General features: G+C 62.6%; 12 protein-coding genes. All 12 read right to left on the bottom strand.

Annotation, left to right across the window (positions count from 1 at the left end; translation table 11 throughout):
• Positions 1-29: 29 nt before the first annotated feature.
• The gene (locus tag C4K38_RS20370) at positions 30-344 is read right to left on the bottom strand and encodes a helix-turn-helix domain-containing protein (protein ID WP_053279913.1); all 315 of its coding nucleotides are present in this window, start codon (positions 342-344) and stop codon (positions 30-32) included.
• Positions 334-684, bottom strand: a complete 351-nt coding sequence (locus C4K38_RS20365) for a type II toxin-antitoxin system RelE/ParE family toxin (protein ID WP_231998601.1) — start codon at positions 682-684, stop codon at positions 334-336. The genes C4K38_RS20370 and C4K38_RS20365 overlap by 11 nt, the downstream gene beginning before the upstream one ends.
• 246 nt (positions 685-930) lie before the next feature.
• Positions 931-2,394 carry an NADH-quinone oxidoreductase subunit NuoN gene (gene nuoN / locus C4K38_RS20360; RefSeq protein WP_007929613.1) on the bottom strand — a complete coding sequence of 488 codons (1,464 nt, stop codon included), beginning with the start codon at positions 2,392-2,394 and terminating at the stop codon, positions 931-933.
• 7 nt (positions 2,395-2,401) lie between these two features.
• Positions 2,402-3,934 (bottom strand): NADH-quinone oxidoreductase subunit M, encoded by a 1,533-nt coding sequence (gene nuoM / locus C4K38_RS20355; RefSeq protein WP_053279911.1) that lies wholly within the window; start codon positions 3,932-3,934, stop codon positions 2,402-2,404.
• Between the two features lie 39 nt (positions 3,935-3,973).
• Positions 3,974-5,827: an NADH-quinone oxidoreductase subunit L gene (nuoL, locus tag C4K38_RS20350; RefSeq protein ID WP_053279910.1), complete on the bottom strand. Its 1,854-nt coding sequence runs from the start codon at positions 5,825-5,827 to the stop codon at positions 3,974-3,976.
• Positions 5,824-6,132 carry an NADH-quinone oxidoreductase subunit NuoK gene (nuoK, locus tag C4K38_RS20345; protein ID WP_023964387.1) on the bottom strand — a complete coding sequence of 103 codons (309 nt, stop codon included), beginning with the start codon at positions 6,130-6,132 and terminating at the stop codon, positions 5,824-5,826. Before nuoK ends, nuoL begins: the two co-directional genes overlap by 4 nt.
• Before the next feature lie 13 nt (positions 6,133-6,145).
• Positions 6,146-6,646 carry an NADH-quinone oxidoreductase subunit J gene (gene nuoJ, locus C4K38_RS20340; protein WP_025804708.1) on the bottom strand — a complete coding sequence of 167 codons (501 nt, stop codon included), beginning with the start codon at positions 6,644-6,646 and terminating at the stop codon, positions 6,146-6,148.
• A 9-nt stretch (positions 6,647-6,655) separates the two neighbouring features.
• Positions 6,656-7,204 (bottom strand): NADH-quinone oxidoreductase subunit NuoI, encoded by a 549-nt coding sequence (gene nuoI, locus C4K38_RS20335; RefSeq protein ID WP_003223795.1) that lies wholly within the window; start codon positions 7,202-7,204, stop codon positions 6,656-6,658.
• A gap of 11 nt (positions 7,205-7,215) precedes the next feature.
• Entirely contained in the window at positions 7,216-8,223 is a 1,008-nt protein-coding gene (nuoH, locus tag C4K38_RS20330; RefSeq protein ID WP_007929607.1) for an NADH-quinone oxidoreductase subunit NuoH, read from the bottom strand.
• Positions 8,220-10,934: an NADH-quinone oxidoreductase subunit NuoG gene (gene nuoG, locus C4K38_RS20325; protein WP_053279909.1), complete on the bottom strand. Its 2,715-nt coding sequence runs from the start codon at positions 10,932-10,934 to the stop codon at positions 8,220-8,222. Before nuoG ends, nuoH begins: the two co-directional genes overlap by 4 nt.
• Before the next feature lie 125 nt (positions 10,935-11,059).
• Positions 11,060-12,418 carry an NADH-quinone oxidoreductase subunit NuoF gene (nuoF, locus tag C4K38_RS20320; RefSeq protein WP_009049785.1) on the bottom strand — a complete coding sequence of 453 codons (1,359 nt, stop codon included), beginning with the start codon at positions 12,416-12,418 and terminating at the stop codon, positions 11,060-11,062.
• Complete coding sequence (gene nuoE / locus C4K38_RS20315; protein ID WP_007929184.1) at positions 12,415-12,912, bottom strand: NADH-quinone oxidoreductase subunit NuoE; 498 nt, start codon at positions 12,910-12,912, stop codon at positions 12,415-12,417. The genes nuoF and nuoE overlap by 4 nt, the downstream gene beginning before the upstream one ends.
• Positions 12,913-12,914: the final 2 nt, after the last annotated feature.

The following is a 12,914-nucleotide window of genomic DNA, read 5'->3' as shown; positions in this document are numbered from 1 at the left end:
GATGACGTCCTTCGAACCAGCGCAGAGCTTCAGGCCAGTGCTGCCAGCCGCTCCACCGTATCGGGAAAACGCTGTACCAGGCGGATCAGGATGGTGGCCTGGGCGTTGGGTTTTGCGCGTCCTTGCTCCCAGTTCTCCAGGGTTCGAGTATTGGTGCGCAGGTACATGGCAAATACCGATCTGGACAGGTTCAGCTGCTCGCGCACGGCCAGCACTTCTTCGGCGGTGATCGGTAGCAGTGCGTTCAGCTTGACCTTGTGGGTGCGCAGCGTGAGCTTGCCTTGGCGCTCTTTGGCCAGGGCGTCGAAACCTTCGACCAGTTCGGAAAAGATGTCACGTTTCATGATGGGTTCTCGCCTCGACTTCTCTGTTCAGCAGTTGCTTGAGCAGTTTTTTCTGATGGGGTGTCAGGTCGTTCTGCTCGTTCTTTGCGTAAAGGGTGAAGAGCCAGAATTGGGCGCTTCCGGACCACCAGTAATAAATCACCCGGATCCCGCCGCGTTTGCCCTTGTGCCGTCGCTCATCGACAAAGCGGATCTTGCGCAAGCCACCGGTTCCCTCGATGAGATCTCCAGCTTCGGGGGCTTTCAGCAATTCAAGCTGCAAACTACGAAAAAGCTCGTCGTCCAGATAGTCCTGTCGATAGCGTTGGAACGGGGGTAACTCAATGAAAAGTGCGTCCATATTCTGTACGTAATCTGCGTATATTTTTGATTGGATGGGTCGAGAGGTCAAGACATTGCGCATGGCGCTCGTCGCCTTTTAATGACCTTAGACTTAGCAATCAGGATGAGACGTAGGACGCGTCTTTAAAGCCTGAAAGGCAATTCCTTTCAGGTGGCAGGAGGAAGGGCAGGGCGGTTTTTCTTTGGAAAACAAAACGGCGCCCGAAGGCGCCGTCTTGTTTTACTGCGGATCGTTCTTGAGCGATCAGCCCGCCAGACCGGATTGCTGAACCAGGATCAGCAGCGGTTGTGGGTAGACGCCGAGGAAGAACGCCAGGACCGCGATGGCCAGCAGCATCACGCCGCCGGCTTTCTGTTCCCAGTGCAGCTGGGCGTCGACGCGGCGCAGGTTCGGCTCGATCAGGTACAGGGTGACCATGACGCGCAGGTAGTAGAACACGCCGATGGCACTGCCCAGGACCAGGGAACCGACCAGCCACCATTGGTGCGCTTCGACACCGGTGGCGATGATGTAGAACTTGCCGATGAAGCCCGCGGTCAGCGGGATACCGGCCAGGGACAGCATCATCACGGTCAGTACGGCGGTCAGGTACGGACGACGCCAGAACAGGCCACGGTACTCGTACAGGGCATCCGCGTCGCGACCCTTGTAAGGCGAGGACATCAGGGTGATCACGCCGAAGGCGCCGAGGCTGGTGATCACGTAGGTGACCAGGTAGACGCCGATGGCCTCCATCGCCAGGCCCTTGCTCGCCACCAGGGCGATCAGCAGGTAACCGAAGTGAGCGATGGACGAGTAACCCAGCAGACGCTTGAGGTTGCTCTGGGTCAGCGCCAGCAGGTTACCGAACAGGATCGAGGCAATCGCGATCAGGGTCAGCACGGTGTTCAGGACACCGCTGCTGGCCACCGGCGAGATCTGGAACAGACGCACCATCACCGCGAACACCGCCACCTTGCTCGCGGTGGCCAGGAAGGCCGCCACAGGCGCCGGAGCCCCTTCGTAGACGTCCGGGGTCCACAGGTGGAAGGGTACCAGCGACAGCTTGAACGCCAGGCCGATCAGCATCATGCCCAGGCCCAGTTGGGCCAGCGGGCTAGGAAGGCCGGTCGCGGCCAGGGCCTGACCGATGCCGTTGAAGCTCAGGCTGCCGGCTTCGGCGTAGAGCAGGGCCATGCCGAACAGCAGGAACGCGGAACCGGCGGCCGACAGCACCATGTACTTGATGCCGGCTTCCAGAGAACGCTTGTTGAAGAAGGCATAAGCCACCAGGCCGTAGACCGGTACCGAGAGCAGCTCCAGGCCGATGAACAGGCCGGCCAGGTGCTGTGCGCTGACCAGCACCAGGCCACCGGCGGCGGCCATCAGGATCAGCAGGTACAGTTCTTCGCGGTTGCCCGGGTAACCGGTGCCGCCGTCGCCCAGGTAGGCGTGGGCGAGGGTGACGCAGGCCAGGGTGGCTACCAGGATCAGCGCCATGTACAGGCAGGCGAACTGGTCGATCTGCAGCAATGGAGTCACCGCCAGAGGGGTGACTTTCAGGGCCGGCAGGATCGACAGCAACGCCAGGTTCAGACCGGCGACCGACAGCAGGAAGGTTTGCGAATGGTTGCGACGCCAGGCGATAGCCAGCATCACCACAATGATGGTGAGGCTGGTGATCAACAGCGGCGCAAGCGCGATAAAGTGTTGAATCGTAAAGTCCATAGCGCTCTTACCGGGCCGAAGCGAGTTGAGTGAAGGCGGTACCGAGCCACTGCTGCACGCCACTCATCGTAGCGGCAGAGGTATCGAGGAACGGTTGCGGGTAGACGCCGATGTAAATCAGCAGTGCCGCCAGTCCAGTCACCATGATCAGTTCGCGAGCATCCATGCCGTGCAGTACTGCGTCCGATTTGGCCGGGCCGAAGTAGGCACGGTGAATCATGATCAGCGAGTAGACCGAACCGAATACCAGGCCGGACGTCGCGAGCACGGAAACCCATGGCGCGCTGGCGAAGGTACCGACTAGGATCAGGAACTCGCCGACGAAGTTACCGGTCGCCGGCAAGCCCAGCGAGGCCGCGGCGAAGAACAGGCTGATGGCCGGCAGGTAGGCGATCTTCGACCACAGGCCACCCATTTCACGCATGTCGCGGGTGTGGGTGCGTTCGTACAACTGGCCGCACAGGATAAAGAGTGCCGCCGCCGACAGACCGTGAGCCAGCATCTGGATCACCGCGCCCTGCAGGGCCAGTTGGCTGCCGGAGTAGATGCCGATCAGCACGAAGCCCATGTGCGAAACGCTGGAGAATGCCACCAGGCGCTTGATGTCGGTCTGGGCAAAAGCCAGGAAGGCACCGTAGAAGATCCCGATCAGACCCAGGGTCATGGCGATCGGCGCGAACTCGGCCGAGGCATTCGGGAACAGCGGCAGGGCGAAGCGCAGCAGGCCGTAGGCCGCGGTCTTCAGCAGGATCCCCGCCAGGTCCACGGAACCCGCGGTCGGTGCCTGGGCGTGGGCATCAGGCAGCCAGGAGTGGAACGGCACCACTGGCAGCTTCACCGCGAAGGCGATGAAGAAGCCGAGCATCAGCACGTACTCGGTAGTGGTCGACATCTTGGTCTTCAACAGGTCGGCGTAGTTGAAGGTAATCACGCCGGTGTCGTTGAAGTTGACCAGCACCAGACCGAGGATCGCCACCAGCATGATCAGGCCGGAAGCCTGAGTGAAGATGAAGAACTTGGTCGCGGCGTAGATCCGGGTTTTCTTGCCGTCCGAAGAACTGTGACCCCAGAGCGCGATGAGGAAGTACATCGGCACCAGCATCATTTCCCAGAAGAAGAAGAACATGAACAGGTCGAGGGCGAGGAACACGCCGACGACACCGCCCAGGATCCACATCAGGTTCAGGTGGAAGAAGCCCACGTGACGCTGGATCTCTTTCCAGGAGCAGAGGACAGAAAGCACGCCCAAAAGACCGGTCAGCAGGATCATCAACAGCGACAGGCCGTCGAGGGCCAGGTGCACGTTGATGCCGAAGCGCTCGATCCAGACGTGCTTGAACTCCAGGGTCCAGGTTGGATCGGCGCCAGGCGCCGGAGCGAGTGAGTAGTCGCCGTGGGCCCACAGCCAGAGGCCGAGGCTGAGCAACAGGGACATGGTGATCAGCGCAATCCAGCGGGGGAGGGTGGCGCCGAAGCGCTCACCCATCCAGCACAGCAGGCCGCCGATGAAGGGGATCAGGATTAGCCAAGGCAGAATCATGACGGGCTCAATTCCTTTCGCAAGTTCGCAAGGTTCATATCAGACCGCTACCAGCACGACGGCGCCGATAACCAGCACGGCACCAGCAGCCATCGAGGCGGCGTACCAACGCAGTTGACCGGTTTCCGTACGGCTCAGGGAGTTGTGGCCCCCTTTGGCCAGGCGCGGGATCAGACCGATGGTCTGGTCGAGCGGGTCTTTGCGCAGTACATGGCTGATCGCCAGATATGGCTTGACGAACAGTTTGTCGTAGATCCAGTCGAAGCCCCAGGCAGCGAACCACCAGGCCGAGAGGATGCGGCCGATGCCGCTGTTGGCGATGGCGGTAACGAAGCGACGCTTGCCGAGGAACAGCAGCGCGGCCAGCAGGATACCGGCGATGGCGATGGCGCCAGACGCGAGTTCCAGGCTGTGCTTGGCTTCGCCACCGGCATGGCCGACGCTGAGTGGCAGCACACCGTGCAGCGGTGGAGTGATCATCGCGCCGACGGCGGTCGACAGAACGATCAGCACTGACAGCGGCAGCCAGTGGCTGATGCCGTGGCCGGCGTGGGCTTCGGTCTTGGCTTCACCGTGGAAGGTGATGAAGATCAGGCGGAAGGTGTACAGCGAGGTCATGAAGGCCCCCACCAGACCGGCATACAGCAGGCCGTGGTTACCGCTGGCGAAGGCTTCCCAGAGGATCTCGTCCTTGGAGTAGAAACCGGCGGTGACCAGTGGCAGGGCCGCCAGGGCCGCGCCGCCAACGATGAAGCTGGCGTAGGCCAGCGGCAGTTTCTTCCACAGGCCGCCCATCTTGAAGATGTTCTGCTCGTGGTGGCAGGCAACGATCACCGCACCGGAGGCAAGGAACAGCAGGGCCTTGAAGAAGGCGTGGGTCATCAGGTGGAAGATTGCGCCGTCCCAGGCGCCAACGCCCAGGGCCAGGAACATGTAGCCGATCTGGCTCATGGTCGAGTAGGCGAGGATCCGCTTGATGTCGGTCTGTACCAGCGCGGCGAAGCCGGCCAGGACCAGGGTCACGCCACCGACGACGCCCACCAGGTGCAGGATGTCCGGCGCCAGGGCGAACAGGCCGTGGGTACGGGCGATCAGGTAGACGCCGGCGGTCACCATGGTTGCGGCGTGGATCAGTGCCGAAACCGGGGTAGGACCGGCCATCGCGTCCGCCAGCCAGGTCTGCAGCGGCAGCTGGGCGGATTTACCGACCGCGCCACCCAGCAGCATCAGGGTCGCCAGGACGATCCAGAAGTCGCCGGCCTGGAACTTCGCAGGTGCTGCGACCAGCAGTTGCTGGATGTTCAGGGTACCCAGCTGCTGGAACAGGATGAACAGGCCGATGGCCATGAACACGTCGCCGATGCGGGTGACGATGAAGGCCTTGAGTGCGGCGTTACCGTTGTTGCGGTTGCTGTAGTAGAAACCGATCAGCAGGTACGAACACAGGCCCACGCCTTCCCAGCCGAAGTACAGGAACAACAGGTCATCGCCGAGCACCAGGAACAGCATGCTGGCGATGAACAGGTTGGTGTAGGCGAAGAAGCGCGAGTAACCGTCTTCACCGCGCATGTACCAGGACGCGAACAGGTGGATCAGGAAACCCACGCCCACCACCACGCCGAGCATGGTCACGGACAGGCCATCCAGATACAGGGCGAAGGTTGGCTTGAAGTCGCCAACGGTCATCCATTGCCACAGCACCTGGGTGTAGTGGCCACCTTCCGGCGGGGCGACGTTGAATTGCCAGATCACATAAGCCGCGACAATCGCCGACAGGCCAACGGAGCCGACACCGATCAGGGCGGAGAGGTTTTCCGAGAGGCGTCCACGGGAGAATGCCAGCAGCAGGAAACCGATCAGGGGGAACAGGAAAGTCAGATAGAGAAGGTTCATCCGCGCATCTCGCTGGCAGCGTCGATATCGAGAGTGTGGAAGCGGCGATACAGCTGCAACAGGATCGCCAGGCCAATACTGGCCTCGGCGGCTGCCAGGCTGATCACCAGGATGAACATGACCTGTCCATCCGGCTGCGCCCAGCGGCTACCGGCGACGATGAAGGCCAAGGCGGAGGCGTTCATCATCACCTCCAGGCTCATCAGCACGAAGAGAATGTTGCGGCGCACCATCAGGCCGACCAGGCCGAGGCAGAACAGGATGCCGGCAACGGCCATGCCGTGCTCCAGAGGGATAGTTCCGATAGTAGGCATGGTCTTACTCCTTCGCCTCGTTGCGGCCCAGGTGGAACGCCGTGACGGCTGCGGCGAGCAGCAGCATCGAGGCGAGTTCGACCACCAGCAGATAAGGACCGAACAGGCTGATGCCCACGGCCTTGGCGTCCACGGTGGTGTGGCCGATACCGCTACCGCTCTGGTGGCTGAACAGCACGTACAGCAGTTCCACCAGCAGCAGGGCGGCGAGCACCACCGGCCCGAGCCAGATCCCCGGCTTGAGCCAGATGCGTTCCTGCTGAACCGAGGCGGGGCCCAGGTTCAGCATCATCACCACGAACACGAACAGCACCATGATGGCGCCGGCATAGGCGATCACTTCCAGCACGCCGGCGAACGGCGCGCCGAGGCTGAAGAACGTCATCGCCACGGCGATCAGCGAAATGATCAGGTAGAGCAGGGCGTGCACAGGGTTGGTGTTGGTCACCACGCGTAGCGTGGAGACAACGGCGACACCTGACGCGAAATAGAAAGCGAATTCCATCTTTCTTCCTTAAGGCAGCAAGCTCTTCACGTTGATCGGCTCGGCTTCGTTTTGCGCGGAGCCTTTTGGCTTACCGGCAATGGCCATACCTGCAACACGATAGAAGTTGTAATCAGGGTTCTTTCCGGGACCGGAGATCAGCAGATCTTCTTTCTCGTAAACCAGGTCCTGACGTTTGAACTCGGCCATCTCGAAATCCGGAGTCAGCTGGATCGCGGTGGTCGGGCAGGCTTCCTCGCAGAGGCCACAGAAGATGCAACGCGAGAAGTTGATGCGGAAGAAGTCCGGGTACCAGCGACCGTCTTCGGTTTCAGCTTTCTGCAGCGAGATGCAACCCACCGGGCACGCCACGGCGCACAGGTTGCAGGCTACGCAACGCTCTTCGCCATCGGGGTCGCGGGTCAGCACGATGCGGCCACGGTAGCGGGGCGGCAGGTAGACCGGCTCTTCCGGGTATTGCAGGGTGTCGCGCTTGCGAAAGCCATGGCCGAAGACCATCACCAGGCTGCGCAGTTGGGTACCAGTACCCTTAACGATGTCGCCAATATATTTGAACATGGGTCAAATCCTCACTGAACCGCGCCCGCTGGCGTGTTCAACAACACAAGCGCAGCAGTCACCAGCAAATTGATTAGGGTCAGCGGCAGGCAGAATTTCCAGCTGAAGTCCATCACCTGGTCATAACGCGGACGCGGGATGGAAGCGCGCAGCAGGATGAACAGCATGATGAAGAACGCGGTCTTCAGGGCGAACCAGACGAAGGACAGTTGCGGCAGGATGCCGAACGGACCGTGCCAGCCACCGAAGAACAGGGTGACCAGCAGTGCCGAGATCAGGATGATGCCGATGTACTCGCCAACGAAGAACATGCCCCATTTCATGCCGGCGTATTCAATGTGGTAACCGTCGGCCAGTTCCTGTTCCGCTTCCGGCTGGTCGAACGGGTGACGGTGAGTCACGGCCACGCCAGCGATGAAGAAGGTACAGAAGCCGAAGAACTGCGGAATGATGAACCACAGGTTCTGCGCCTGGTAGTCGACGATGTCGCGCATGTTGAACGAACCGACCTGGGCCACGATGCCCATCAGCGCCAGGCCCATGAACACTTCATAGGACACGGTCTGGGCCGAGGCCCGCAGGCTGCCGAGCAGGGCGAACTTGTTGTTGCTCGACCAGCCGGCGAACAGCACCGCGTAGACCGACAGGCCGGCCATGGCGAAGAAGAACAGCAGGCCGATGTTCAGGTCCGCCACGCCCCAGGTCGGGGTGATCGGGATGATCGCGAAAGCGATCAGCAAGGCGCTCATGGCCACGACCGGTGCCAGGGTGAAGATCACCTTGTCGGCAAACGGCGGGGTCCAGTCTTCCTTGAAGAACATCTTCAGCATGTCGGCGGCGATCTGGAACATGCCGAACGGGCCAACGCGGTTCGGACCGTAACGGTCCTGCCACCAACCCAGCAGGCGACGCTCGACAAAGCTGAGCAAGGCACCTGCGACCACCACGGCCAGCATGATGACCAGGGCTTTGACGACCGCCAGGATCACGTCGATCACTTCAGGGGTGAACCAGGTCATTGCGCTGCCTCCTGCAGACCGTCAACGGATTTGCCAAAGATCGCCGGAGGAATGCCCGCCAGGCCGGCCGGCAGGGCCACCAGGCCAGCGCCCAGTTCTTCGTTGATGCGCAGCGGCAGACGCAGGGTCTGGCCCGCCACGTTCACGGTGAGCAGTGCGCCATCGTTGACACCCAGGCGATCGGCTTCGGACTTGGCCAGGGAAACGTAGGTGGCCGGGATGCGTTCCTGGACCGGAGCGGCTTTCGAAGAGTTCTCTTCGCTGCCGAACAGGTGGTAGAACGGCACCGCCTGCCAGGTGCCCTGGGCAGGGGAGAAGGCGCGCGGCACGCTGGCGAACCAGCCGAGGCTGTCGCCCTGGCTTTCGATCAGGCGGGTGCCCGGATCACCGGCACGCAGGTGACCACCGACTTCGTCCTGGAACTTGTTCCAGGCTTGCGGTGAGTTCCAGCCCGGCGACCAGGCGAACGGCACCTGGGAGCGCGGTTCCACGGAGCCCGAGTAACCTTCCATGGAGAAGGAGAACGCGGTGTCCTGGTCCTGCGGGGTACGTGGCTCGTGCACGTTGATGTCGGCGCGCATGGCGGTACGGCCGCTGTAACGCAGCGGTTCGCGGGCCAGCTTCAGGCCCTTGATGCGGAACGACGCCGATGGCGCGGCATCGACGATGCGTGCCAGTTGCGGGTTGCTCTGGGCGCAGGCGGCGGTCACGTGGTCCAGTTGGGTCCAGTCCACCGGCTTGTTCAGCAGGGTAGAGCGCAGGGCATGCAGCCAGCGCCAGCCTTCGTGAACCAGGATGCTGGCATCCATGTAAGTCGGGTCGAACACCTGGAAGAAGCGCTGGGCACGGCCTTCCTGGCTGACCAGGGTGCCGTCGCCTTCGGCGAAGCTGGCTGCTGGCAGAATCAGGTGCGCGCGATCGCTGGTGGCGGTCTTCTGGTGGTCGGCGACGATCACCACTTTCGCGGCGTTCAGCGCGGCATCGACCTTGGCGGCGTCGGTGCGGGTGTACAGATCGTTTTCCAGCACGACCAGGGCGTCGGCCTTACCGTCGATCACCGCTTGCAGGGCGGCGTCCACCGATTCGCCACCGAGCATGGCCAGGCCGAGGCTGTTGGCCTCAGGCACGATCAGGCTGATGGAACCGTTCTTCTCGCGCAGCTTCAGGGCCTTGGCGATGTTCGCCGCGGCTTCGATCAGCGCCTTGGAACCCAGGGAGGTGCCGGCGATGATCAGTGGGCGCTTGGCGGCGAGGAGGGCGTCGGCGATACGCTTGGCCAGTTCCTGGGCTTGCGCGTCCAGACCTTCTACGGCCGGGGCGCTGGCGTCCAGGGCATGGGCCACGGCGAAACCGATGCGTGCCAGATCGTCGGGAGCGGCGTGTACACACTCCTCGGCAACGTCGTCGAGCTTGGTTTCCGCCAGGCTGGCGATGAACAGTGGGTTCAGCGCGTGCTGGCCGATGTTTTTCACCGCGGCGTCGAGCCATGGCTGGACGCGCATGGCGTCGGCCATCTCTTCGGCCTTGCCCTTGACCGACTGGCGCAGGGCCAGGGCCATGCGGGCGGCGGTCTGGGTCAGGTCTTCGCCGAGGACGAACACTGCATCGTGGTCTTCGATGTCGCGCATGGTCGGCACGGGCAGCGGGCTGTTTTTCAGCACTTGCAGGACCAGGCGGATGCGCTCCAGCTCGGCGGCTTCGATACCGCTGTAGAAGTGCTCGGCGCCTACCAGTTCACGCAGGGCGTAGTTGCTTTCCAGGCTGGCGCGAGGCGAACCGATACCGACGATATTGCGGCCGCGCAGCAGGTCGGCGGTCTTGTCCAGCGCCTGGTCCAGGTTCAGCTTGGTGCCGTCGTTCAGCAGTGGCTGGCGTGGACGGTCTGTGCGGTTGACGTAGCCATAACCGAAACGGCCGCGGTCGCACAGGAAGTACTGGTTCACCGAACCGTTGTAGCGGTTCTCGATGCGGCGCAGTTCGCCGTAGCGCTCGCCCGGGGAGATGTTGCAACCGCTGGAGCAGCCATGGCAGATGCTCGGCGAGAACTGCATGTCCCATTTGCGGTTGTAGCGCTCGGAGTGAGTCTTGTCGGTGAATACACCGGTCGGGCAGACCTCGGTGAGGTTGCCGGAGAACTCGCTTTCCAGGGTGCCGTCTTCAACGCGACCGAAGTACACGTTGTCGTGGGCGCCGAACACGCCGAGGTCGGTACCGCCGGCATAGTCCTTGTAGAAACGCACGCAGCGGTAGCAGGCGATGCAGCGGTTCATCTCGTGAGCGATGAACGGGCCGAGTTCCTGGTTCTGGTGGGTACGCTTGGTGAAGCGATAACGGCGCTCGTTGTGGCCGGTCATCACGGTCATGTCTTGCAGGTGGCAGTGACCGCCTTCCTCGCAGACCGGGCAGTCGTGCGGGTGGTTGGTCATCAGCCATTCGACGACACTGGCGCGGAAGGCCTTGGATTCTTCATCGTCGATGGAGATCCAGGTGTTGTCGGTGGCGGGCGTCATGCAGGACATGACGATGCGACCACGGGTGTCGTTCTCGTCGGTGTACTGCTTGACCGCGCACTGGCGACAGGCACCGACGCTACCGAGAGCGGGGTGCCAGCAGAAATAAGGGATGTCGAGGCCTAGTGACAGACATGCCTGTAACAGGTTGTCCGCCCCATCGACTTCGAGCGCTTTGCCGTCTACGTGGATAGTGGCCATGGTTCAAAGTTCTTCGTTGGCCCGGTGTCAGCGGGCGTGGCTAATGGAATCTTGGTGCTCGCCTGGCGCGTCGCGGCGTCTTCAGGCGATACGAGGGCGGCACGGACCACCCTCGTTCGATACGTTTACGCGCCGACTACGATCGGCCGGGCCAGGGGCGGGACGACGGCAGCACTGGTGGCTGCGATGCCGGCCTCGAACTCTGGACGGAAATACTTGATGGCGCTGCCCAATGGCTCCACGGCGCCCGGTGCGTGAGCGCAGAAGGTCTTGCCTGGGCCGAGGAAACCGACCAGACCCAGCAGGGTCTCGATATCGCCGGCTTGCCCTTCGCCTTTCTCGAGGGCGCGCAGCAGCTTGACGCTCCACGGCAGGCCATCGCGGCAAGGAGTGCAGAAGCCGCAGGATTCGCGGGCAAAGAACTCTTCCATGTTGCGCAGCAGCGACACCATGTTGATGCTGTCGTCGACCGCCATCGCCAGGCCGGTACCCATGCGGGTGCCTACCTTGGCGATGCCGCCGGCGTACATCTGCGCATCCAGGTGCTCGGGCAACAGGAAACCGGTACCGGCGCCGCCTGGCTGCCAGCACTTGAGCTTGAAGCCGTCGCGCATGCCGCCGGCGTAGTCTTCGAACAGCTCGCGCGCGGTCACGCCGAACGGCAGTTCCCACAGGCCAGGGTTCTTCACTTTGCCGGAGAAGCCCATCAGCTTGGTGCCGTGGTCTTCACTGCCTTCGCGAGCGAGGGATTTGTACCATTCCACGCCGTCGCCGATGATCGCTGGCACGTTGCACAGGGTCTCGACGTTGTTCACGCAGGTCGGCTTGCCCCAGACGCCGACGGCGGCGGGGAAGGGCGGCTTGGAGCGCGGGTTGGCGCGACGACCTTCGAGGGAGTTGATCAGTGCGGTTTCTTCACCGCAGATGTAACGCCCGGCGCCGGTGTGGACGAACAGCTCGAAGTCGAAGCCGCTGCCCAGGATATTCTTGCCCAGCAGGCCCGCGGCCTTGGCTTCTTCCACTGCACGGTTGAGGTGCTTGGCGGCGGTGGTGTATTCGCCCCGCAGGAAGATATAGCCGCGATAGGTTTTCAGCGCGCGGGCGCTGATCAGCATGCCTTCGATCAGCAGATGGGGCAGTTGCTCCATCAGCATGCGGTCTTTCCAGGTGTTGGGTTCCATTTCGTCCGCGTTGCACAGCAGGTAACGGATGTTCATGGATTCGTCTTTGGGCATCAGGCCCCACTTCACGCCAGTGGGGAAGCCCGCGCCGCCGCGGCCCTTGAGGCCGGCGTCCTTGACGGTCTGGACGATGTCGTCCTGGGACAGGTCGGCGAAAGCCTTGCGCGCAGCGGCGTAGCCGTTCTTGGCCTGGTACTCGTCGAGCCATACCGGCTCGCCGTCGTCGCGCAGGCGCCAGGTCAGCGGATGGGTTTCCGGGCTGCGCTGGATGCGGTTGGCAGGGCCGAAGGATGTCAGGGTCATACGTAGCCCTCCAACAGTTTGGCCACGCCAGCAGGCTGCACGTCGCCGAAAGTGTCGTCGTCGATCATCAGCGCCGGGGCCTTGTCGCAGTTGCCCAGGCAGCACACCGGCAGCAGGGTGAAGCGGCCGTCGGCGGTGGTCTGGCCGAGGCCGATGCCCAGCTCGCTCTGGATCTGGCTGACCACGGACTCGTGGCCGCCGATGTAGCAGACCATGCTGTCGCAGACACGGATGATGTGACGGCCGACCGGCTGACGGAAGATCTGGCTGTAGAACGTCGCCACGCCTTCTACGTCGCTGGCCGGGATGCCGAGGATCTCGCCGATGGCGTAGAGCGCGCCATCAGGCACCCAGCCACGTTCCTTCTGGACGATCTTCAGGGCTTCGATAGACGCCGCGCGCGGGTCTTCGTAGTGATGCAGCTCGTGCTCGATGGCCGAGCGCTCGGTTTCGCTCAGGGCGAAACGGTCTGTCTGGATAAGCGTGCTGTTCATGC

This window comes from Pseudomonas chlororaphis subsp. piscium (assembly GCF_003850345.1).
Lineage (GTDB): Bacteria > Pseudomonadota > Gammaproteobacteria > Pseudomonadales > Pseudomonadaceae > Aquipseudomonas > Aquipseudomonas piscium.
Note: the sequence above shows the minus strand (reverse complement) of the source record. Positions and strands in the feature narration are given on the sequence as shown.